This window comes from Halopseudomonas maritima (assembly GCF_021545785.1).
Classification (GTDB): domain Bacteria; phylum Pseudomonadota; class Gammaproteobacteria; order Pseudomonadales; family Pseudomonadaceae; genus Halopseudomonas; species Halopseudomonas maritima.
The window spans coordinates 3,697,951-3,720,145 of sequence record NZ_CP079801.1; the positions used below are offsets into that span (position 1 = coordinate 3,697,951).

Below are 22,195 nucleotides of genomic sequence, written 5' to 3' on the forward strand. Positions count from 1 at the left end.
TCAGCGCGTTATTACAGGCGGCAGCGAAGATTGTCACCCACCTGTGTTAAGGGTTGAGTATCGCTGTGCCTTGGCACAGCCATTGCTTCTACTGTCGCGGGCACGGCCGCACACTTGATCGGGATCATCTGTCATGACAATCCGCGTAGCACTAAGGCACCAGACCTCCTACGATTTCGACAAGCCGGTTGCGCTGTCGCCGCACCTGGTACGCCTGCGTCCGGCGCCGCATTGCCGCACGCCGGTTGATGCCTATAGCCTCAAGATTAGCGGAGGTGAGTACTTCATCAACTGGCAGCAGGATCCTTTTGGCAACCATGTGGCCCGCCTGGTGTTTCCAGAGAAGATGCGCCACCTGTCTATCGAAGTAGAGCTGGTTGCCCCGATGACGGTAATTAACCCCTTTGATTTCTTTGTCGAGGAGTACGCCGAACAGTTCCCCTTTGATTATCAGGACGGCCTGCGCAAGGAGTTGGCGCCTTACCTTGAAAGCCCCAAGCCAGGGCCCTTGTTGAGCAAATGGCTTACCTCTGTCAGCCGCGAAGAGTGCTCAATCACTGATTTTCTGGTCAGCCTCAATCAGCGGCTGGCCAACGATATTACCTACGGTATTCGCATGGAGCCGGGGGTGCAGACGCCCGAGCAGACCCTGGAATTGGCCAGCGGATCCTGCCGTGACTCAGCTTGGTTGTTGGTACATATCTGCCGACAGCTGGGGCTGGCGGCGCGCTTTGTCTCTGGCTATCTGGTGCAGCTGACCGCCGACGTCAAAGCGCTGGATGGTCCTTCAGGGACCGAAACCGACTTTACCGATCTACACGCCTGGACCGAGGTGTTCGTGCCCGGTGCCGGCTGGATCGGCCTGGACCCGACGTCAGGCCTGTTGGCGGGCGAGGGGCATCTGCCGCTGGCGGCCACCGCTGAGCCGGCTAGTGCCGCGCCCATCACTGGCGCCAGCGACCCCTGTGAAGTGGAGTTTGGCTTTGCCATGAGCGTTACGCGGGTGCACGAAGATCCGCGCGTGACTAAACCCTACAGTGACCGTCAGTGGCAGGACATTCTGGCGCTGGGCGAGGCAGTTGATGTGCGCCTGGATGAGCTGGATGTGCGTCTAACCATGGGCGGCGAGCCGACCTTCGTGTCTATCGACGACATGGATGCACCAGAATGGACCATTGCGGCGCAAGGTCCGACCAAAAGGGGGCTGTCCGAACGCTTGCTACGCCGACTGCGACCCCATTTTGCGCCCCATTCGCTGATCCATTATCAGCAGGGTAAATGGTATCCGGGCGAGCCGCTGCCACGCTGGGCGCTGGCCTGTTACTGGCGTCGTGACGGCAAGCCGATGTGGCAGGACGATCGCTGGCTGGCTGACGTGGACCGCGATTACGGCGTGGACGAACACAGTGCCAAGCGCTTTGCCGAGGCGCTGATGCGCCGCCTCGGTGTGTCGGGCAAGCATTTGCTGCCTTGCTTTGAAGATGCCTATTACTACCTCTGGCTGGAGCGTACCCAGCCGATTGATGTTGACCTGCGCGGTGAGGACCTCAAGGACGACGAAAATCGACTGCGCCTGGCGCGCTTGCTGGAGCGCGGGCTCGACCGCACCGTGGGCTATACCTTGCCGCTGACACGGGCAGAGCAGGGCGCCTGGCTCAGTGGCGATTGGCCGTTGCGGCGCGAGCAGCTCTATCTGGTGCCGGGTGATTCGCCCATGGGGCTGCGCCTGCCGCTTTCGTCTCTGCCCATTGCCCGGCGTGAAGAAGCGCAGCCGCTGTCGCTGTTTGACGACGCAGCACCGCTGCCCGACCTGCACGGTGAGGTGGCCAGCCGCTACAGCGCCCTGCAGAGCTATCGGCTGGACGGCATGCACCATATGGCCGAAGGGCAGGATTGGCAGGAACAGCTGCCCGAGCTGCTGGATAGCGGGGTTATCGGCACCGCGCTGTGCATCGAGCCGCGTGACGGCAAGTTGTTTATCTTCATGCCGCCGCTGACCGACCTTGAGTCCTATCTGGAGCTGCTGGCGTGCATTGAGCACACGGCCGCCGAGCTGGATATGCCGGTGTGCATTGAGGGCTATGCGCCGCCTTCGGATAACCGCATCGAAAAATTCATGATCACCCCGGACCCGGGTGTCATCGAGGTGAACATAATGCCGGCGGCCAGCTGGCCGGAGCTGGTGCGCAACACCGAAATTCTCTACGAAGAGGCGCGCCAGACCCGTCTGGGCACCGAGAAGTTTATGCTCGACGGCCGCCATACCGGCACCGGCGGTGGCAACCACGTCACCCTGGGCGGCCGCACGCCGGCCCAGTCGCCGTTTCTGCGCCGGCCTGATCTGCTGGCCAGCATGCTGACCTACTGGCAGCACCATCCGAGTCTGTCGTATCTGTTTTCCGGCATGTTTATCGGCCCGACCAGTCAGGCGCCGCGGGTGGATGAGGCGCGTTACGAGGCGCTGTATGAGCTGGAAATCGCACTGTCGCAGATGCCGGAAGGTGAAGTGCCGCAACCCTGGCTGGTTGACCGCCTGGTGCGCAACCTGCTGACGGATATCACCGGCAATACCCACCGCGCCGAGTTTTGCGTCGACAAGATGTACTCGCCCGACAGTGCCACCGGGCGCCTTGGGCTGCTGGAGCTGCGGGGTTTTGAAATGCCGCCGCATGCGCGCATGAGCCTGATGCAGCAGCTGCTGATTCGCGCTTTGGTGGCGCGGTTCTTTGCCAACCCGTATCGCCAGCCGCTGGCGCGCTGGGGCACCGCACTGCACGACAAGTGGATGATGCCGCATTACCTCTGGCGTGACCTGTGCGAGGTGCTGGCGGATCTGCGCGAGCACGGCTTTGACTTTGCAGAAGACTGGTTCGCGCCTTTTCTGGAGTTTCGCTTCCCCCACGCCGGCGAGGTGCAATACGGCGACACGCGTATCACCCTGCGTCAGGCCATCGAGCCTTGGCATGTGCTGGGCGAGGAGGTCAGTGGTGGTGGCACGGCGCGTTACGTGGACTCTTCGGTCGAACGGCTTGAGGTCAAGCTGCAGGACTACAACCCGGCGCGTCACGTATTGACCTGCAACGGCTTCCGGGTGCCGCTGCAGGCGACCGGTGTGGCGGGCGAGGCGGTGGCGGCGGTGCGCTACCGCGCCTGGCAGCCGCCGTCAGCGTTGCACCCGACCATCGCCGTGCAGGCGCCGCTGGTGTTTGATCTGGTGGATGCCTGGAATGCGCGCTCGCTGGGCGGCTGCACCTATCATGTGGTGCACCCGGCCGGACGCAACTTCGAGCGCTTTCCGATCAACGCCAATGAAGCCGAGGCACGGCGCATGGCGCGGTTCTGGGACTACGGTCACACCCAGGGGGCGATGGCAGAGATCCAGCAGGCGCCCGGACAAGAGTACCCGCATACCCTCGATCTGCGGCGCGCCGGGGTGCGCACTCCTGGTTTATAATCGACGGCCTCACACATCAGGCTGCTGATTCTCAGCCGTCACCGGGAAGCGTTGCATGCAACAAGCTGTCAATCTGGGGTCTGCCGTCAAGGCCATTCTCGGCGAGTACGCAGGACACGCCGGGCACGACGAGCTGCTGGGCGAAGATCTGCAGCCGCGTGCGCCTTGGCAGGCCTTGCTGGAAGACGTCGCGCGCCTTGGCCCGGACGTGCTGGCCGGGCGCTGGGAAGAAATCCAGAACCTGCTGCACGAGAACGGCGTTACCTTCAACCCCTACGAAGACGATCCGGGCCAGCTGCGCTCCTGGCAGCTGGACTGTCTGCCCTGGGTGGTCGGTACCCAGGAGTGGGATGAACTGGAGGCGGGGCTGCGCCAGCGCAGCCGCCTGCTTGAGCACATTCTGGATGACCTCTACGGCGCGCGGCGCATTATCAGCGAAGGGCTGCTGCCACCCGAGCTGATCTTTACCCACCCCGGGTTTCTGTTTTCCGCAGCGGATGACCCGCCGCAAGTCGAGCGGCCTCTGTTGATCTTCCACGGCACTGACCTGGTGCGCGACAGCCAGGGCGGTTGGCAGGTGCTGGCCGACTGGACCCAGTCTCCCGCCGGCGCCGGCTACGCGTTGGAGAACCGCATTACCCTGGCGCGCGCCTTGCCAAGTATCTACCGCGAGGCGCCAATCAAGCGGCTGGCGGGCTTTCTGCAGGCGCAGCACCGCTGTCTGGCCAGTCTCGCCAATGGGCAGCGCGAGCAACCCAATATCGTGCTGTTGTCGCCGGGCCCGGGTAGCCCCGGCTATTTCGAGCATGCCTGGCTGGCCAACTACATGAACTTCTCGCTGGTTGAGGGCGACGATCTGGTGGTGCGTGACGGTCAGGTTGCCATGCGCACCCTGGGCGGACTCAAGCAGGTGGATGTGATCTTGCGCCAGATCAACGACCCCTGGTGTGACCCGCTGGAGCTGCGCCCGGACTCGTTGCTTGGGGTGCCGGGGCTGCTGCAGGCTGCGCGCTGTGGCAATGTGCACATCGCCAATGCGCTGGGTGCGGGCATCTTGGAGCATCCGGGGCTGTCGGCTTTTTTGCCAGGCTTGTGCCAGGCACTGCTGGGCGAGGAGCTGTTGTTGCCTTGCCGAGAAACCCTCTGGTGTGGCGATCCTCGCTCACTGGAGCAGGTTAAGACAGAGATCGACGGCTGGATTCTGCGTGATATCAGCAAGCCTGGGCGCGTCTACCATGCCGATCAAATGGGCCTTGAGGCGCTGCGCGACCTGCGTATCAGCATGGAGCGGCATCCTTATTTGTTCACCGCCCAACGGCCTGTTGAAGCGGCGGTGACCCCAGGCTTTAACCCGCAAACGGGTACGCTGGAGCGGCAAAATGCGACGCTGCGGTTTTTCAGCCTGGTTGAGCCTGATGATCTGACCAAACCGGTCAATGAGCGAAATTATCGCGTCATGCCGGGTGGTCTGGCCTGGGTCGGTGAGCCAGGTGCGCCGCTGATGAAGAGTCGGCTGGTGAAGGATATCTGGGTGATGGCGCCGGTGCCGCAGCCGCATATCAGCTTGTTGCGGCAGGCGCTGGGGCCGATCGTTGTCACCCGTGACGGCAAAGACCTGCCGTGCCGCGTGGCAGAAAGCCTGTTCTGGATGGGGCGTTATGGCGAGCGCCTGGATACCCGAGGGCGGCTGCTGCGCGAGGCGCTGGCGCGGCTGCTGCAGGATGATCGGCAGGAGGGCGGTTCGCAGTTGATGCCTGACCTGTTGCGTGCCCTGGAGATTCCGCTGGACCTGGCTGAGCGGGAAGGGGAAGCACCTGCCAGCAGCCGGTTCTCGCGTGAGTACATCGCCACCCGTGATCGCCTGCTGCAGCTGTTCGCGGATGATCTGCCCGATGGCCTGCCGGTGCTGTTCGGCCACTTTGTGCGCAATAGTCGCGCTGTGCGCGATCATTTGGGTGACGACACCTGGCGCGCCATCAACAGCCTGCGGCAACACTTCAACAGCATGTCGCGCACGCGGGGCGTGGTGGTTGGGCAGCGTCATCTGGAAGCCATGGTGCTGGATCTGGCTGCCTTCTTCGGTCTGTGCAACGAAACCATGCCGCATCACTATGGCTGGCGCTTTCTCGACATCGGGCGTTTTCTCGAGCGTGCTCTAGGTTCGCTTGAGCTGCTCAAACTGGCTCTGCTGACCGCCGACGAGCCCGGCATTCCGTTGTGGGAAGTGGTGCTGGCGACCACCGACAACCTGACCGTGTACCGCCGTCGCTACCGCTCACAGCTGCACCCGCTGGCGATTCTCGACCTGCTGTTGTTCGATGAGGCCAACCCGCGCTCTATCGGCTATATGCTCAAGCGCCTGGGCTCGCAAATCGCCAAACTGCCCTCGCCAGGCAGCTCACCGTACCGCAATCAGGAGCAACGGCTGATCATTCAGGCCACCAGCGCCTTGCATCTGGTCGATATCGAGACCCTGGCGGACCTGGAGGGCTCGGCATCGGCGCGCGAAGCGCTGAACAACCTGCTTGACCAGTTGATCCAGCCAATGGCCGAGCTGTCCAACGCCATTACCCACAGTCACTTCAGTCATGTTGAGGCGCCACGCCAGTTGGTCAGCATGCACTACAGCGGCCAGGCCTGAGAGGTTTCCGGTGAAGTACCTGTTACGCCACAGTACCCGTTATCAATACAGCGGTCCGGCCAGCCTGAGCCAGAACGAGGCGCGCATCTTGCCTCGGCTGCTGCCCTGGCAGGAGTGCAGCAACAGTCAGCTGACGATCAGCCCACGTCCTGACCGCCAGCGCGAGCGCACTGATTTTTTCGGCAACCGGGTGGTGTATTTTTCCATCGAATCCTTGCATGACAGCCTGGACGTCAGCGTCAGCAGTGAAATTATCACCCATCCCAGACCCTTGGCTGACATCTTCTCGGGCATCGCCTGGGAGCAGGCGGTGCTGGAGCTGCGTCAGGACCCGCGTCGCACCAACCGTGATTGTCTGGATGCGCGGCTGTATGTGCTCAGCTCGCCCTTTGTCTATCAGAGCGCCGAGCTGGCCGAGTTTGCCCGCAGCAGCTTCTCGCCGGGCCGCAACCTGATTGATGCCGTGCTGGAGCTGAACACCCGGATCTTTACCGAGTTCACCTACGACCCTGAGTTCACCACCGTCGCCACTCCGCTGCAGGACGTACTGGCCAGCAAGCGAGGTGTCTGTCAGGACTTCGCCCACCTGGCCATCGGCTGCCTGCGCTCGCTGGGCCTTGCAGCCCGTTATGTCAGCGGCTACATGGAAACCCTGCCGCCGCCGGGCCAGGAGAAGCTCCTCGGCGCAGACGCCACCCACGCCTGGCTGGCGGTCTACGTTCCCGGTTGGGGCTGGCTGGAGATCGACCCGACTAATGGTTGCGTGCCGGATGAGCGCTACATCGTACTCGGCTGGGGGCGCGACTTTGCCGACGTCACCCCGCTCAAGGGCGTGATGACGGGCGGCGGCGAGCATGTGCTTAGTGTGGCGGTGGATGTGTTGCCGCAAAGCGATACTGCGGCGGGGAGGTTGGTTTAGGTGCCCGAGGGACGGCTGAAGGCTGAAGGCTTGAAGCTGCAAGCTTGAAGCAGTCCGTGTTGGTGCGGGTGTTGGCTTTTTGCTTACAGTCCGCAAACCCTGCTTGACTCGCTTTGCGGGGAGCCCACCCTGATTTAGCTTCCAGCCACAAAAAAACCGGCCAATGGCCGGTTTTTTTGCTGTAAGGCGCGAGCGCGTTACATGTTCGGGTAGTTCGGGCCACCCATGCCCTCGGGTGCGATCCAGTTGATGTTCTGGGCCGGGTCCTTGATGTCGCAGGTTTTGCAGTGTACGCAGTTCTGCGCGTTGATCTGGAAGCGCTTCTCGCCGTCGTCCTGAGTCACAACCTCGTATACGCCGGCCGGGCAGTAGCGTTGTGCTGGCTCGTCGTACAGCGGCAGGTTCTTCTCCAGCGGGATGCTCGGATCTTTCAGCGTCAGGTGAATGGGCTGCTCTTCTTCATGGTTGGTGTTGGACATGAAGACAGAAGACAGCTTGTCGAAGCTCAGTACGCCGTCGGGCTTGGGGTAGTCGATCTTGGTCGCTTCAGAGGCCTTTTTCAGGCAGGCGTAATCCGGCTTGGTGTCGTGCAGGGTCACCGGAATCTTGCCGCCAAACCAGTTCTGATCGACGTAGTTGAATGCACCGCCAAGCAGCGGGCCAAACTTGTGGATCGCCGGGCCGAAGTTACGCGCTGCAAACAGCTCGTCGTACAGCCAGCTGGATTTGAAGTTGTCGACGTAACCGGTCAGCTCATCGCCGCCTTCACGGCCGGCCTTGAGGGCTTCAACCACAGCCTGGCCAGCCAGCATGCCGGATTTCATGGCAGTGTGGCTGCCTTTGATCTTGGCGAAGTTCAGGGTGCCCAGATCGCAACCGATCAGTGCGCCGCCCGGGAAAACCATCTTCGGCAGGGAGTTCAGGCCGCCTTTGCAGATCGCGCGAGCGCCGTAGGCAACACGCTTGCCGCCTTCCAGGTACTGCTTGATCACCGGGTGGTGCTTGTAGCGCTGGAACTCATCGAACGGCGACAGGTGCGGGTTGGCGTAGGACAGGTCGATGATCAGACCAACCACAACCTGGTTGTTCTCGATGTGGTACAGGAAGGAGCCACCGGTGTTCTCGGTGCCGACGATATCCAGCGGCCAGCCAGCGGTGTGAACCACCAGGCCCTGGTCGTGCTTGGCCGGGTCGATGTCCCAGATTTCTTTGATGCCGATACCGTAGTGCTGGGCGTCTGCTTCGGAGTCCAGGTTGTAACGCTTGATCAACTGCTTGCCAATGTGGCCACGGCAGCCTTCGGCGAACAGGGTGTACTTGGCGCGCAGCTCCATACCCGGGGTATAAACGCCTTCCTTGGGGTTGCCTTCACGGTCAACGCCCAGGTCGCCAGTGAGAATGCCGCGGACAACGCCTTCTTCGTCGATCAGTGCTTCCTGAGCAGCAAAGCCCGGATACACCTCGACGCCCAGTGCTTCGGCCTGTTCGGCCAGCCAGCGGCACAGGTTGCCCAGAGAGATAATGTAGTTGCCATGGTTGTGCATGGTCTTGGGCACGAAGAGGTCAGGCAGCTTGGTGGCTTTTTCTGCGCTGGTGAGCATATAGATGTCATCGCGCTTGACCTCGGTGTTCAGCGGGGCGCCCATCTCTTTCCAGTCAGGGAAGAGTTCGTCCAGGGCGCGCGGCTCGAATACCGCACCGGAGAGAATGTGGGCGCCGACTTCGGAGCCTTTTTCTACGACACAGACGCTGATTTCCTGTTCGGCTTCAGCGGCCTGCTTTTTGATTTGGCATGCAGCTGCCAGGCCAGAGGGGCCGGCACCTACGATGACAACGTCAAACTCCATGAATTCGCGTTCCACAACTTATCTCCTAACTCTAGGCCCGTCACATGTAATTGGATTCTTTGATGATCTTCCGTGATCCATTAAGCGGCGCAGTATAACAGCCCGTTTTTTGTGCTCCAACGCAAAGATGGCGTTTTGGCCCTTAATTGGACCTTTTGTCGAATTGCTCCTATTGACCGCCTGTGCTTGGAAAGTCATGATAAAGAGCTTTTGAACGACGGGCTCTATTTGGTCTTATTGTGAACGTTTTTTTCTTTCTGGTCACTATTTGTTCGAGCCCTGTTTTGGCTACACATTGAATGAGGCAACCATGAAGGTACTTGTAGCGGTTAAGCGAGTCGTTGATTACAACGTCAAGGTTCGCGTCAAGGCGGACAACTCCGGTGTTGATCTGGCCAACGTCAAAATGTCCATGAACCCCTTCTGCGAGATTGCCGTAGAAGAAGCTGTTCGCCTGAAAGAGAAGGGCGTAGCCACCGAAATCGTCGCTGTCACTGTCGGCCCGACCGCCGCCCAGGAACAACTGCGCACCGCCCTGGCACTGGGCGCCGATCGCGCGGTTCTGGTTGAGTCCGCAGACGATCTGAGCTCCCTGGCCATCGCCAAGGCGCTGAAAGCAGTTGTTGATAAAGAGCAGCCGCAACTGGTTATCCTCGGCAAGCAAGCCATCGACTCCGACAACAACCAGACTGGCCAGATGCTGGCTGCACTGTCTGGCTACGCTCAGGGCACCTTTGCCTCTGAAGTCGCCGTTGAAGGCGACAGCGTCAAGGTCACCCGTGAAATCGACGGCGGTCTGCAGACCGTTGCTCTGAAGCTACCGGCCATTGTTACCACTGACCTGCGTCTGAACGAGCCGCGCTACGCCTCCTTGCCGAACATCATGAAGGCCAAGAAGAAGCCGCTGGAAACCCTCAAGCCGGAAGATCTGGGCGTGAGCACTGCCTCCACCGTCTCCACCCTGAAGGTTGAAGCCCCGGCTGCCCGCAGTGCTGGCATCAAGGTCAAGAGCGTTGACGAGCTGGTCGACAAACTGAAGAACGAAGCCAAGGTGATCTGAACATGAGCATTCTGGTTATTGCTGAACACAACAACGCCGAGCTGAACGCAGCTACCCTGAACACCGTTGCGGCCGCTCAGGCTATCGGTGGCGACATCGACGTACTGGTTGCCGGTGCTGGCTGCGCAGCTGTTGCTGACGCCGCCGCCAAGGTGGCTGGCGTAAGCAAGGTCCTGCTGGCTGATAACGCTGCCTACGCAAACCTGCTGCCGGAAAACGTTTCCCTGCTGATCGCTGAACTGGGCAAGGGTTACAGCCACATCCTGGCTCCGGCCAGCACCAACGGCAAAAACTACCTACCGCGCGTTGCTGCGCTGCTGGACGTTGATCAGATCTCCGAGATCACTGCTGTTGAGAGCGCTGACACCTTCAAGCGCCCGATCTACGCCGGTAACGCGATTGCCACCGTGCAGTCCAGCGCCGCCATCAAGGTTATCACCGTACGTACCACCGGCTTTGACGCTGTTGCAGCCGAAGGCGGCAGCGCTGCCGTTGAAGCCGTTGCCTCTGCCCACGACGCTGGCACCTCCAGCTTTGTTGGTGAAGAGCTGGCCAAGTCTGACCGTCCGGAACTGGCTGGTGCCAAGATCGTCATCTCTGGTGGTCGCGGCATGCAGAACGGCGACAACTTCGAAATGCTGTACAAGGTCGCCGACAAGCTGGGCGCTGCTGTAGGTGCCTCGCGCGCCGCGGTTGACGCAGGCTTTGTACCGAACGACATGCAGGTTGGTCAGACCGGTAAGATCGTTGCGCCGCAGCTGTACGTTGCGGTCGGCATCTCCGGCGCCATCCAGCACTTGGCCGGTATGAAAGACTCCAAGGTGATCGTTGCGATCAACAAGGACGAAGAAGCGCCGATCTTCCAGGTAGCCGATTACGGCCTGGTAGCCGATCTGTTCGAGGCTATCCCTGAGCTGGAAGGTAAGCTCTAAACCACAAGCCGGCCTTCGGCCGGCGGCTGGACGCTAGAAGCTGAAAGCTGGAAGACCGCCGCCGCGTGAGTGGCTGGTTTTTTCGGTTTAAACAACCCCCTGGCGCGCAAGCGTTGGGGGGGGGTGTTTTTGGGGAAAGGGTTGAGGGTTGGCTGGAAGCTGGAAGCCATAATTCTCAGTGAGTGGCTGGGTAAATGGGAAGGACCTCTGCCGTGCACACCCCGTCAAGCGGGAGCTGGGCTAAACCTCGCTACCTGAAACACGTCAGACTGCCTCAAGCTTCAAGCCTTCAGCCTCTGGCCTCCAGCCAAACCCATCTATCGAGGGCGCGCCAAAAAGCTACGCCAGGGCGCGAATCCCCGTCACTCCGCCGATCTAAACCTTCCAGCTTCCAGCCGTAGGTCGGCTCTAGAGCGTGAAAGCTTCGAGGCGCTTGCCGTTTTCGTCGACTTCCAGCGCCCAGCCGGCCTGGTCCCAGTCTCCTAGCACGATACGCTGTGCAGGCTCGCCATCGATCATCAGGTCGTGGGTGGCGGGGCGGTGGGTGTGGCCGTGGATCAGTGTTCTTACGCCTTTCTCACGCATGATGTGGGCGACCGCGCCGAGGTTGACGTCGGTAATGTCGGCGGCTTTCATGCGGGTGCGGTTCTGGCTTTCATCGCGCAGCTTGCGGCCCAGTTTGTAGCGGGTACGTTTGGGCAGGTTGCGCAGCAACAGGCGGCTGGCAGGGTTGCGTAGCCAGCGGCGCATGCGCATATATTCCAGGTCGTCAGTGCAGAGGCTGTCGCCGTGCATCAACAGCACGGGCTCACCGTTTAACTTGACCACTGCTGGGTCGTTCAGCAGCGTGCAGCCGGCGGTGCGGCAGAAGCGTCGGCCGAGCAGAAAGTCCCGATTGCCGTGCATCAGGTAGACGCGAGTGCCTAGCGAGCTCAGATGGGCGAGGGCGCCAACAACCTCGCGGCCCAGGTCGTCGATGGTGTCATCGCCCAGCCACACCTCAAAGAAGTCGCCAAGGATATACAGTTCGTCAAAGTCAGGGGCGCGGGTTTTCAGTAGACGCAAAAACGCCCGGGTGATATCCGGGCGTTTGGTTTCCAGATGCAGATCCGAGATGAACAGATAGCGCATCGGGTAAGAGGCTCAGTCGACCAGTTCGGCGCGCTCGATGATCACGTCCTCGGCCGGCACGTCCTGATGGCCGGAGCGGGAGGTGGTGCGTACCGCCTTGATCTTCTCAACCACGTCCATGCCATCAGTTACCTGGCCGAACACAGCGTAACCCCAGCCGTGCATGGTGGGAGCAGAGAAGTTCAGGAAGTCGTTGTCAGCCACGTTGATGAAGAACTGCGCGCTGGCCGAGTGCGGATCAGGCGTACGGGCCATGGCGACGGTGCCGACCTTGTTGCTGACGCCGTTGTCGGCTTCGTTCTTGATCGGGTCGCGAGTGTCTTTCTGCTGCATGCCGGGTGCAAAGCCGCCGCCCTGAATCATGAAGTTGCTGATAACGCGGTGGAAGATGGTGCCGTCGTAGTGGCCGTCACGCACATACTGTTTGAAGTTCTCGACGGTCACCGGGGCCTTGTCGGCAAAGAGTTCCAGGGTGATGACGCCGTAGTTGGTATGCAGTTTGACCATGGGGTAATCCTCAGACAGTCGGGCAATTGGGGTGAGATGCCCGCTGCATTGCTGCATTCAGGCACCTGCAAGTTTCGGGTATGATACGGGTTTTGGCCATGATGGCCTAGGGATGCGCCGACTATTGCAATGGCGGCGCGGTCCCGAGTGATCCCTGATGCGAAAAACATCACCTGAGCGAGTTTTGCCGACCTTATGAACAAGCCCGACGCTACCCCTCCGAGTCACTTTCTGCGCCAGATCGTTCAAGCCGATCTGGACGGTGGCAAGCACAACAGCATTGTCACGCGTTTTCCGCCGGAGCCCAACGGCTACCTGCACATCGGGCACGCCAAGTCGATCTGTCTGAACTTTGGCCTGGCCAAGGAATTTGGTGGTGTCTGCAACCTGCGTTTTGATGACACCAACCCTGCCAAGGAAGAGCAGGAGTACATCGACGCCATCAAGGCTGACGTGGAGTGGCTGGGCTTTGAGTGGGGTGGTGAGGTGCGCTATGCCTCTGATTACTTCGACCAGCTGCACGCCTGGGCTATCGAGCTGATCAAGGCCGGTAAGGCCTATGTGTGCGATCTGACCCCCGAGCAAGCGCGTGAATACCGCGGCAGCCTGACTGAAGCCGGCAAAAACAGCCCCTTCCGTGAGCGCAGCGTTGACGAGAACCTGGATCAGTTCCAGCGCATGACCGCTGGTGAGTTCGCCGATGGCGCCAAGGTGCTGCGCGCCAAGATCGATATGGCCGCGCCGAACATGAACCTGCGCGACCCAATCATCTACCGCATCCGCCATGCCCATCACCATCAAACCGGTGACAAGTGGTGCGTGTATCCGAGCTATGACTTCACCCACGGTCAGTCCGATGCGCTTGAAGGCATTACCCACTCGATCTGCACGCTGGAGTTTGAAGACCACCGCCCGCTGTACGAGTGGTTCCTGGCTAATCTGCCGGTGCCTGCGCAGCCGCGTCAGTATGAGTTTGCCCGCCTGAACCTGAACTACACCGTCACCAGCAAGCGCAAGCTCAAGCAACTGGTCGATGAAAAGCACGTTGACGGTTGGGACGATCCGCGCATGTCCACCCTTAGTGCCTTCCGTCGTCGCGGTTACACCCCGGCGGCGATTCGCGAATTCTGCGAGCGCATCGGTGTGACCCGTTCCGACGGTGTGGTCGATATGGGCGTGCTTGAGTTCTGTATCCGTGACGATCTGGACGCTAACGCGCCACGCGCCATGTGTGTGCTCAAGCCGCTGAAAGTGACCATCACCAACTACCCGGAAGGTCAGACCGAAGAGCTGCGCCTGCCGCGTCACCCCAAGCAGGACATGGGCGAGCGTGTGCTGCCGTTTGAGCGTGAGATTTACATCGACCGTGAGGACTACATGGTCGACCCGCCGAAGGGCTACAAGCGCCTGGTGCCGGGCGGTGAGGTGCGGTTGCGCGGCAGCTACGTGATTCGCGCGGATGAAGCGATCACCGACGCCGACGGCAACATCGTCGAGCTGCTGTGCAGCTATGATCCGGACACCCTGGGCAAGAGCCCCGAGGGTCGCAAGGTCAAGGGCGTGATTCACTGGGTGCCGGCGAGCAGCAGCGTTGAGTGTGAGGTGCGACTGTACGATCGCCTGTTCAATACCGCCAACCCGGATAAGGGCGAAGAGGGCACCACCTTCCTCGACAATATCAACCCTGATTCTCTGCAGGTACTGAGCGGCTGCCGCGCCGAGCCGTCGCTGGCTGAGGCAACGCTGGATGACCGCTTCCAGTTCGAGCGCGAGGGCTACTTCTGCGTCGACTCGCGCGATTCCAAGGCGGATAAGATGGTCTTCAACCGCACCGTCACTCTGCGCGATTCCTGGGGGGGCTGATGGCGCTCGCACTCTACAACACCCTGAGCAAGACCAAGGAAACCTTCAAGCCGCTGGTCGGTAACCAGGTTCGCATGTACGTCTGCGGCATGACGGTCTATGACTTCTGCCACATCGGTCACGCGCGGGTGATGGTTGCGTTCGACGTGGTGGCGCGCTGGTTCCGTCACCGCGGCTATGACCTGACCTACGTGCGCAACATCACCGACATTGACGACAAGATCATCAAGCGCGCCAACGAAAACGGTGAAACCTTCGAGCAACTGACCGAGCGCATGATCGCAGCCATGCACGAAGACGAGGCGCGCCTGAATGTGCTGCGTCCGGATCAGGAGCCGCGTGCCAGTCAGCATATCGAGGGTATGTTCTCGATGATTCAGACGCTGATCGACAAGGGCTACGCCTACGCGCCGGGTAACGGCGACGTGTATTACCGCGTCGGCAAGTTCGAAGGCTACGGCAAGCTCTCGCGCCGCAAGATCGAAGATCTGAAAATCGGCGCGCGCATCGAAGTGGACGAAGCCAAGCAAGACCCGCTGGACTTTGTGCTGTGGAAAGCCGCTAAGCCGGGTGAGCCGAGCTGGACATCGCCCTGGGGTGACGGCCGCCCCGGTTGGCATATCGAGTGCTCGGTGATGTCCACCTGCTGCCTGGGTAACACCTTTGATATCCACGGCGGCGGCCCGGATCTGGTGTTCCCGCATCACGAGAACGAGATCGCCCAGAGCGAAGCGGCCACCGGTGAGCAGTACGCGGCAGCCTGGATGCACGCCGGTGCGGTGCGCGTTGACGGCGAGAAGATGTCCAAGAGCCTGGGCAACTTTTTCACCATTCGTGAAGTGCTGGAAAAGTACCATCCGGAGGTCGTTCGCTACCTGCTGGTCTCCAGCCACTACCGCAGCGCCATCAACTACTCCGAAGACAACCTCAAGGAAGCCAAGGGCGCGCTGGAGCGCTTTTATATAGCGCTAAAGGGCTTGCCTGATGCAGCGCCGGCCGGCGGCGAGGCCTTTGCTGCGCGCTTTGCGGCGGCGATGGATGATGACTTCAATAGCCCAGAGGCCTGCGCCGTGCTGTTTGAAATGGTGCGCGAAGTCAATCGCCTGAAAGAGTCCGACCTTGCTGCAGCGGCTGGCTTGGCAGCACATCTGCGCCAGCTTGCCGAGGTGTTGGGCGTATTGCAGCTGGACGCGGACGCCTTCTTGCAGGCAGGGGCTGCCGGTAAGGTCGACGCCGCTGAGGTGGAAGCGCTGATCGCAGCACGCTTGCAGGCCCGTGCCGATAAGAATTGGGCCGAATCCGACCGTATTCGTGATCAGCTGACCGCCATGGGCGTGGTGCTGGAAGACGGCAAGGGCGGCACCACCTGGCGGTTGGCGGAATAATGCCGCATAACATGACCGACCTCCGGGGCCGCGTGGCCCTGGTGACCGGTGCCGGCAGTGCTGATGGTATCGGCTTTGCTATCGCGAAGATGTTCCACGCAGTGGGCGCTACCGTGGTGTTGACCTCGACCACCAATCGCATCTTTCAGCGTCAGAACGAGCTGGACCCGGAGCGCAGTCGGAGCCTCGCTGTGGTGGCAGACCTGACTCACCCCGAGCAGGCTGCTCAGCTTGTTGAGCAGATCATGGGGCAGTTTGGGCGTATCGATATTCTGGTCAATAACGCCGGGATGTCCCAGTCGGGCGTTGAAGAACCGCTGGGTGATCTGTTTCACCGTATGGCCTTTGATCACTGGCAGCGCGAAATCGACCTGAACCTCAACACTTGTGTGCACGTGAGTCAGCCGGTGCTTCAGCACATGTTGACTGCCGGATTTGGGCGGGTGATCAACATTGCCTCGGTCACTGGGCCGTTGGTGACCTTTCCGGGTACGGCCGGTTACAGCGCTGCCAAGTCGGCCATGGTTGGTTTGACGCGCTCCATCGCCCATGAAGTGGCGGGGCAGGGGATTACGGTTAACGCCATCGCGCCGGGCTGGATTCACACCCCCTCCAGCTTGCCCGCCGAGCTGGAAGCAGGAAGGCACACCCCGGTTGGCCGCCCCGGTCGCCCGGACGAAGTGGCACGGGTTGCGTTGTTTTTAGCTAGCGAAGGCTGCAGCTACATGACGGGCCAGATGCTGGTAGTCGACGGCGGTAACTCGCTGCAGGAAATAAAAGGTTAGGGGCGCACTGATTAACGTGTGGAGTTGCTCAGCGCGCCCCTGGCCCGCCGCAGGATGGCGGGCTCATGCTGTACCAAGTCAATCAATACCAGATATCGGAATTGATCTTGTCTTTCAGTTCTGGGTAGTGGTCGGCGCGAAAGACGGGTTCTACCCCGGTTTTACGCTGGGCCAGATAGTCTTTGGTCAACTTGGCGACCGTGCCTGACAGCAACAGGATACCGATAAGGTTGATCGTGGCCATTAACCCCATGGAGGCATCGGCAGCGTTGAAGACCGTGCCTACCGCCTGATACGCCCCCCAGACCACCATTGCCAATGCGGCGCAGCGCAGGCACAGCATGCCAACCTTGCCACCCAGGCCGAGAAAGATCATGGCGTTTTCGGCGTAGGAGTAGTTGGCCACAATGGATGTAAAGGCAAAAAACAGGATGGCGAAGGCGATAAAGTAGCGTCCGGCGTCGCCAATATGCGCTTCCATAGCCAGCTGTGTAAGCTGGGTGCCGGTCACGCCGTTGCCGGGCTCCAGCACGCCCGAGAGCAGAATCATCACTGCGGTAGCGGTACAGATCACCAGAGTGTCAATGAATACCCCGGCGGCCTGTACAAACCCCTGGGATGCAGGGTGGTGCGGATTGGGGGTGGCGGTGGCGGCGACGTTGGGCGCTGAGCCCATGCCGGCCTCGTTGGAAAACAGGCCGCGCTTGATGCCATTGAGCATGGCCGCCGTTACCGAGCCGGCGACACCGCCTGCGGCTTCCTCAAGGCCAAAGGCGCTCCTGACGATGGTTGCCAGCACGCCAGGCACCTCGCTGTAGTTCATGGCCAGTACTACCAGTGCCATCAACACGTAGGCGGCGGCCATGAAGGGCACAACAAGTTCGGCAAAGCGTGCAATGGAGCGCAGGCCGCCGAAGATGACGATGCCGGCGAGCACCGCCAGGGCAGCGCCGACAATCAACTTGTTGAAACCGAATGCACCTTCCATGGCGTCAGCAATCGAGTTGGCCTGTACGGCATTGAACACCAACCCGAAGGAAATGATCAGGCAGACCGAAAAGATGCTGCCGGCCCAGGGTGCCTTGAGGCCCTTGGAGAGGTAGAAGGCTGGACCGCCGCGGTACTGGCCCGCACCGTCGCGGACCTTGTATAGCTGAGCGAGGGTGCTTTCAGCATACGCCGTTGCCATGCCAACCAGCGCCACCATCCACATCCAGAAAATGGCGCCGGCGCCGCCCAGATACAACGCCACAGCTACACCCGCCAGGTTACCCGTGCCGACCCGGGACGCCAGGCTGGTACATAAGGCCTGGAAGGGTGAAATGCCGGACTTGTCGCTTTGGCGTGCCCCGACTACTGAGCGAATCATTTCACCAAAGTGCAAGAACTGTAGCGCACCAAGACGGATGGTAAAGAATATGCCAACGGCGAGCAGGCCGTAGATCAGCACATAACCCCAGAAAATTGTGTTCAGAGCGTCTATCACCGCATTCATGGCGTCCCCCATGGGTCAAAGTCACAGCGTTGAAACAGATTGTTACCTCTCACTGTAGCGGTCCAGCGCTGAGTCGCCAGTAGCGCCGATCTGAGAATGGGTATTGTCAAATTTCAGAAAAGGGCAGAGGATAGATCGGTCACAGCGATGCACGATGCAATACCGATAACAACAGCGCACAGCAAGCGAGGTGAGTCATGACTGCAGTAACGCCCCCGACACTTAGGATTCAGCCGCGTCGTATCGACTTTGATCTGCCCGATCCGCTGCCTCGCCACTGGCATGGCGGTGACCCGTTTAAAACCCATTTCTTTAACGCCATGTCGCTGCTGTTTCCGGATGGTGAGCGCTTTTTCATCGACTCTGTAAGGCATTTTCGTGATCAGGTCAGCGATCCCGAGCAGCAAGCCCTGATTCGCGGTTTCATCGGGCAGGAAGGGCACCACAGTCGGGAGCACATCGAATACAACAATCGTTTGCAGGCGCTTGGCTACGACGTCGAGGCGCTGACCGCACCGGTACGGCGGCGCATCGCCTACGCCAACAAGCACTTGTCGCCTCAGCGACGGCTCGCCGGCACGGTGGCGATGGAGCATTTCACTGCCATCATGGCTGACGCTGTGTTGCGCGAGCTGCGCTGGTTTGAGGGTGCCAGTGACCCCATGCGACGTATCTGGCGCTGGCATGCCCTTGAGGAAACCGAGCACAAGGCGGTCGCCTTTGACCTTTATATGCAGGTATGTGGTGACCGCAAGCAGCTGCGCCAGGCCATGCGTTACTCGACCTGGTTTTTCTTGCGCGATGTCACCCGCGGTATGTGGCATATGTTGCGTAAGGATGGCCGCTTGATGGACTTGCGTCTCTGGTATCAGGGTATGCGCTGGTTGTGGGGCCGGGGCGGATTTTTCTCCAGTCTGATGGCTTCCTATCGGGACTTTTACCGTGAAGATTTTCACCCCTGGCAGCACAACAACGAAAACTTGATGCGTGAGTGTCAGCGTGAGTTTGATGCCGCAAACACGCTTGTTCAGCGGTGAGACATTGCCCGTATCCTCTGGCGCTCAGGCCTGAAGTTGCGGCATTGCGCTGCACCCGTGAGTGCCAGTAGCGGGCATCTGGGGTTGGTTAATATTACCCTAACAAAACCCTGAATCGTCTCGTTACGAGGCGACGGCGGCAGGCCTGTCGTGTATCCTTGCGCGCAATCTCTTGTGAGGAGTCACCATGCCAATACAATTACACATCGCAAAAGAAACCCGACCCCACGAAAAACGTGTGGCGTTGGTGCCGGCGGTCGTTGCCAAGCTGCAGAAGCTCGGCATCGAGGCGCATCTGGAGGCCGGAGCCGGTGACGCGGCCCGTATTCCCGATGCGGATTTCACTGCCGCAGGCGCTTCGGTCGGTGCTGCGCCGGCGGATACCCGTCTGTTCTTCCGGGTGCAGCCACCGAGCGTTGCCGATATTCAAGCCATGCCGGAAGGGTCGATCCTGTGCAGCTTTATCTACGCACAGCGCGAGCCTGAGGTAGTCAAGGCGCTGCGTGATCGCCGCATCACCTGTTTCGCCATGGAGCTGATTCCGCGTATCACCCGTGCCCAGGCCATGGACGCGCTGTCCTCGCAAGCGGCTCTGGCGGGCTACTACGCCGCGCTGCTGGCTGCTACCCACCTCAACCGTATTCTGCCGATGATGACCACAGCGGTTGGTTCGCTGCGTCCGGCCAAGATTCTGGTCATGGGTGCGGGTGTTGCTGGCTTGCAGGCGCTGGCTACCGGTAAGCGCCTGGGCGCCATGATCGAAGGCTACGATGTCCGCCCGGAAGTACGCGAGCAGGTGCAGTCGGTTGGCGGCAAGTTTGTTGATACCGGCGTGTCTGCCGTCGGCGAGGGCGGGTACGCCCGCGAGCTGACCGAAGAAGAGCAGCAGCAGGTCCAGGCAGTCCTGACCCGCCACGTGCAGCAGGCTGACGCTATCATCACCACTGCTTCCATTCCCGGTAAGCCGAGCCCCAAGATTCTGACCGAAGAGCAGATTATGGGCATGAAGAGCGGCTCGGTGATCATCGACCTGGCAGCCGAGGGCGGCGGTAACACACCTCTGACCCAGCCTGGCGAAACCGTTGAAGTTGGTCCGGCAAGCATCGTTGCGCCGCTGAATATTGCCAGCCACCTGGCTGAGCACGCGTCCGAGCTATATGCCCGCAACCTGCTGGCTCTGGTCGGCCTGATGGTGCACGAAGGCGAGCTGACACTGGACTGGCAAGATGAAGTGCTGGCCCGTTCAGTACTGACCCACGACGGCGAGATCCGCAACGATGCAGCACGCGCTGCTGTTGAAGAGCAGGCTTGAGGATTTAAAAAATGGATATGAGTGTCACTATCACAGGCTTTGTTGCCCTGTATATCTTCCTGCTGGCAGCCTTTGCCGGCTATGAAATCATCGGCCGTGTACCGGCCATTCTGCACACGCCGCTGATGTCGGGTTCCAACTTCATCCACGGTATCGTGGTTGTCGGTGCGATGTGGGCGCTGCTGAACGCCGGCTCCACCCTGGAGCAGATCATTGGTTTCGTCGGCGTACTGCTGGGTGCGGGTAACGCAGCTGGCGGCTATGTGGTCACTGAACGCATGCTGGAAATGTTCAAGCCCACCAATAAAGCGCCTGGCGCAGACAAGGAGTAAGTAGACCATGTTCAGTGCTTTTCTGATTGACGCGGCCTACTTTGTCGCAGCGTTCTTGTTTCTGTACGGCCTCAAGCGCATGGCCAGCCCGGTTACCGCGCGCTCAGGTATCATCGTTGCCGGCGGTGGTATGCTGGTGGCAGTGGTTGCCGCTTTCTTGTACGGCTTTGACGTGGCCCCCCGCGCCGAGGCGCATCTGGGCACTAACCTGTTCCTGCTGATCCTCGCTCTGGGTCTGGGTACTGGTTGGGCCTGGTTCAGCGGCAAGCGCGTTGCCATGACCGATATGCCGCAGATGGTTGCTCTGTACAACGGTATGGGTGGCGGCGCCGCTGCGGCCATCGCTGCCACCGAGCTGCTGTCCGGTAATGCCCTGGCACACGGTGTTGTAGTGACCGTGCTGGCCATTCTCGGTGGTTTGATTGGTGCGGTTGCCCTGTCTGGCTCGCTGATTGCGTGGGCCAAGCTGGACGGTCGCATGAACAAGACCTGGCGCGTGACCAAGCACCAGTACGTAAACGCGGCGCTGTTGTGCGGTGCGCTGTTTATTGGCGCCATCATCAGCGTCATGGCTGTGGCCGGCGCTGCAGAAACGCCGGTGTTCCTGATTCTGGTGTTCTTTGCTGTTGCTCTGGCGCTGGGTGTGCTGCTCACGACTCCGATTGGCGGCGCCGATATGCCGGTAGTGATCTCCTTGTACAACGCGTTCACCGGTCTGGCTGTTGCCTTTGAGGGTTTTGTGCTGCAAAACCCGGCGATGATCATTGCTGGTACCGTAGTAGGTTCGGCGGGCACGCTGCTGACCCTGATGATGGCCAAGGCGATGAACCGTCAGGTCAGCAACATTATCTTCAGCGACTTTGGCGGTGAAGATGACGGCGCTGACGGCGAGATCCAGGGCACCATGAAGTCTGCCGATGCCTCTGACGCTGCTATTGCCATGTATTACGCCAGCAAGGTCATCATTGTTCCGGGCTACGGTCTGGCGGTGGCCCAGGCGCAACACAAGCTGTACGAGTTTGTGAAGTTGCTGCAGAAGCAGGGTGTCGAGGTGAGCTTTGCCATTCACCCGGTTGCCGGCCGTATGCCTGGCCACATGAACGTACTGCTGGCCGAGGCTGGTGTGCCGTACGACATCATCTTCGATCTCGAAGACATCAACGAAGACTTCGCACAGGCCGATGTTGCCATCGTGCTGGGCGCCAACGACGTGGTTAACCCCGCTGCGCGCACCCGCAAGTCCAGCCCGATCTATGGCATGCCGATCCTTAACGTGGACCAGGCGCGCCAGGCCTATGTGGTCAAGCGTGGCCAGGGCAAGGGCTACTCCGGCGTCGAGAACGAGCTGTTCTTCCTCGACAACACCTCCATGGTCTACGGCGATGCCCAGAAGGTCATGGTTCAGATGATCGAAGCGGTCAAGTCGCTGGGTTAACCCCGCGTTGACCGATAAGGCCTCTGCCCGCAAGGGCAGGGGCCTTTTTGCATTCTGCAG

Annotated in this window: 16 protein-coding genes; 12 read left to right on the forward strand and 4 right to left on the reverse strand. The window is 60.6% G+C overall.

Going from position 1 to position 22,195, the window contains the following annotated elements:
• The first annotated feature begins 133 nt into the window (after positions 1-133).
• From HV822_RS17100 to HV822_RS17110, 3 genes are read left to right on the forward strand one after another with little or no spacing between them, the layout of a single operon-like run.
• Complete coding sequence (locus HV822_RS17100; RefSeq protein ID WP_238871462.1) at positions 134-3,454, forward strand: transglutaminase family protein; 3,321 nt, start codon at positions 134-136, stop codon at positions 3,452-3,454.
• Positions 3,455-3,509: 55 nt separating this feature from the next.
• A complete protein-coding gene (locus HV822_RS17105; RefSeq protein ID WP_238871463.1) occupies positions 3,510-6,095 on the forward strand; it encodes a circularly permuted type 2 ATP-grasp protein in 2,586 nt (861 codons plus the stop codon).
• 10 nt (positions 6,096-6,105) lie between these two features.
• Entirely contained in the window at positions 6,106-7,014 is a 909-nt protein-coding gene (locus HV822_RS17110) for a transglutaminase family protein (protein ID WP_238871464.1), read from the forward strand.
• A 197-nt stretch (positions 7,015-7,211) separates the two neighbouring features.
• Here the strand turns inward: HV822_RS17110 and HV822_RS17115 are convergent, their stop codons facing one another.
• Positions 7,212-8,876: an electron transfer flavoprotein-ubiquinone oxidoreductase gene (locus HV822_RS17115; protein WP_238871465.1), complete on the reverse strand. Its 1,665-nt coding sequence runs from the start codon at positions 8,874-8,876 to the stop codon at positions 7,212-7,214.
• A gap of 295 nt (positions 8,877-9,171) precedes the next feature.
• On the opposite strand from HV822_RS17115, the gene HV822_RS17120 reads away from it, so the two are divergent.
• Positions 9,172-9,921, forward strand: a complete 750-nt coding sequence (locus HV822_RS17120; protein WP_238871466.1) for an electron transfer flavoprotein subunit beta/FixA family protein — start codon at positions 9,172-9,174, stop codon at positions 9,919-9,921.
• 2 nt (positions 9,922-9,923) lie between these two features.
• Positions 9,924-10,853 carry an electron transfer flavoprotein subunit alpha/FixB family protein gene (locus tag HV822_RS17125; protein WP_238869731.1) on the forward strand — a complete coding sequence of 310 codons (930 nt, stop codon included), beginning with the start codon at positions 9,924-9,926 and terminating at the stop codon, positions 10,851-10,853.
• Positions 10,854-11,261: 408 nt separating this feature from the next.
• On the opposite strand, the gene HV822_RS17130 is transcribed toward HV822_RS17125, so the two are convergent.
• On the reverse strand, positions 11,262-11,984 hold the full coding sequence (locus HV822_RS17130) for a UDP-2,3-diacylglucosamine diphosphatase (RefSeq protein ID WP_238871467.1): 723 nt from the start codon (positions 11,982-11,984) through the stop codon (positions 11,262-11,264).
• A 12-nt stretch (positions 11,985-11,996) separates the two neighbouring features.
• Positions 11,997-12,491 carry a peptidylprolyl isomerase gene (locus HV822_RS17135; protein ID WP_238871468.1) on the reverse strand — a complete coding sequence of 165 codons (495 nt, stop codon included), beginning with the start codon at positions 12,489-12,491 and terminating at the stop codon, positions 11,997-11,999.
• A gap of 195 nt (positions 12,492-12,686) precedes the next feature.
• Here HV822_RS17135 and HV822_RS17140 point away from each other — a divergent pair, with 195 nt between their 5' ends.
• Genes HV822_RS17140 through HV822_RS17150 form a run of 3 tightly spaced genes read left to right on the forward strand, consistent with a single transcriptional unit; the run spans position 12,687 to position 16,524 of the window.
• The gene (locus HV822_RS17140) at positions 12,687-14,354 is read left to right on the forward strand and encodes a glutamine--tRNA ligase/YqeY domain fusion protein (RefSeq protein ID WP_238871469.1); all 1,668 of its coding nucleotides are present in this window, start codon (positions 12,687-12,689) and stop codon (positions 14,352-14,354) included.
• Positions 14,354-15,739, forward strand: a complete 1,386-nt coding sequence (cysS, locus tag HV822_RS17145) for a cysteine--tRNA ligase (protein WP_238871470.1) — start codon at positions 14,354-14,356, stop codon at positions 15,737-15,739. The genes HV822_RS17140 and cysS overlap by 1 nt, the downstream gene beginning before the upstream one ends.
• A gap of 11 nt (positions 15,740-15,750) precedes the next feature.
• The gene (locus tag HV822_RS17150) at positions 15,751-16,524 is read left to right on the forward strand and encodes an SDR family NAD(P)-dependent oxidoreductase (protein ID WP_238871471.1); all 774 of its coding nucleotides are present in this window, start codon (positions 15,751-15,753) and stop codon (positions 16,522-16,524) included.
• Between the two features lie 82 nt (positions 16,525-16,606).
• On the opposite strand, the gene HV822_RS17155 is transcribed toward HV822_RS17150, so the two are convergent.
• Positions 16,607-18,031 (reverse strand): alanine/glycine:cation symporter family protein, encoded by a 1,425-nt coding sequence (locus HV822_RS17155; RefSeq protein ID WP_396264939.1) that lies wholly within the window; start codon positions 18,029-18,031, stop codon positions 16,607-16,609.
• A 185-nt stretch (positions 18,032-18,216) separates the two neighbouring features.
• On the opposite strand from HV822_RS17155, the gene HV822_RS17160 reads away from it, so the two are divergent.
• The 4 genes from HV822_RS17160 (at position 18,217) to HV822_RS17175 (ending at position 22,135) form a co-directional block, all read left to right on the forward strand.
• Positions 18,217-19,056 carry a metal-dependent hydrolase gene (locus HV822_RS17160; protein WP_238871473.1) on the forward strand — a complete coding sequence of 280 codons (840 nt, stop codon included), beginning with the start codon at positions 18,217-18,219 and terminating at the stop codon, positions 19,054-19,056.
• 187 nt (positions 19,057-19,243) lie between these two features.
• Positions 19,244-20,368 carry an NAD(P) transhydrogenase subunit alpha gene (locus HV822_RS17165; protein ID WP_238871474.1) on the forward strand — a complete coding sequence of 375 codons (1,125 nt, stop codon included), beginning with the start codon at positions 19,244-19,246 and terminating at the stop codon, positions 20,366-20,368.
• Positions 20,369-20,379: 11 nt separating this feature from the next.
• Entirely contained in the window at positions 20,380-20,700 is a 321-nt protein-coding gene (locus tag HV822_RS17170) for an NAD(P) transhydrogenase subunit alpha (protein ID WP_238871475.1), read from the forward strand.
• 7 nt (positions 20,701-20,707) lie between these two features.
• The gene (locus HV822_RS17175) at positions 20,708-22,135 is read left to right on the forward strand and encodes an NAD(P)(+) transhydrogenase (Re/Si-specific) subunit beta (protein ID WP_238871476.1); all 1,428 of its coding nucleotides are present in this window, start codon (positions 20,708-20,710) and stop codon (positions 22,133-22,135) included.
• Positions 22,136-22,195 lie beyond the last annotated feature (60 nt).

Excerpts from the sequence above, each read along its gene's own strand:
- HV822_RS17155 (WP_396264939.1), bottom strand. The coding sequence starts at position 18,031 with ATGGGGGACGCCATGAATGCGGTGATAGACGCTCTGAACACAATTTTC.
- HV822_RS17130 (WP_238871467.1), bottom strand. The coding sequence starts at position 11,984 with ATGCGCTATCTGTTCATCTCGGATCTGCATCTGGAAACCAAACGCCCG.
- HV822_RS17135 (WP_238871468.1), bottom strand. The coding sequence starts at position 12,491 with ATGGTCAAACTGCATACCAACTACGGCGTCATCACCCTGGAACTCTTT.
- HV822_RS17105 (WP_238871463.1), top strand. The coding sequence starts at position 3,510 with ATGCAACAAGCTGTCAATCTGGGGTCTGCCGTCAAGGCCATTCTCGGC.
- cysS (WP_238871470.1), top strand. The coding sequence starts at position 14,354 with ATGGCGCTCGCACTCTACAACACCCTGAGCAAGACCAAGGAAACCTTC.
- HV822_RS17120 (WP_238871466.1), top strand. The coding sequence starts at position 9,172 with ATGAAGGTACTTGTAGCGGTTAAGCGAGTCGTTGATTACAACGTCAAG.
- HV822_RS17170 (WP_238871475.1), top strand. The coding sequence starts at position 20,380 with ATGGATATGAGTGTCACTATCACAGGCTTTGTTGCCCTGTATATCTTC.
- HV822_RS17125 (WP_238869731.1), top strand. The coding sequence starts at position 9,924 with ATGAGCATTCTGGTTATTGCTGAACACAACAACGCCGAGCTGAACGCA.
- HV822_RS17175 (WP_238871476.1), top strand. The coding sequence starts at position 20,708 with ATGTTCAGTGCTTTTCTGATTGACGCGGCCTACTTTGTCGCAGCGTTC.
- HV822_RS17100 (WP_238871462.1), top strand. The coding sequence starts at position 134 with ATGACAATCCGCGTAGCACTAAGGCACCAGACCTCCTACGATTTCGAC.
- HV822_RS17150 (WP_238871471.1), top strand. The coding sequence starts at position 15,751 with ATGACCGACCTCCGGGGCCGCGTGGCCCTGGTGACCGGTGCCGGCAGT.
- HV822_RS17165 (WP_238871474.1), top strand. The coding sequence starts at position 19,244 with ATGCCAATACAATTACACATCGCAAAAGAAACCCGACCCCACGAAAAA.
- HV822_RS17140 (WP_238871469.1), top strand. The coding sequence starts at position 12,687 with ATGAACAAGCCCGACGCTACCCCTCCGAGTCACTTTCTGCGCCAGATC.
- HV822_RS17160 (WP_238871473.1), top strand. The coding sequence starts at position 18,217 with ATGACTGCAGTAACGCCCCCGACACTTAGGATTCAGCCGCGTCGTATC.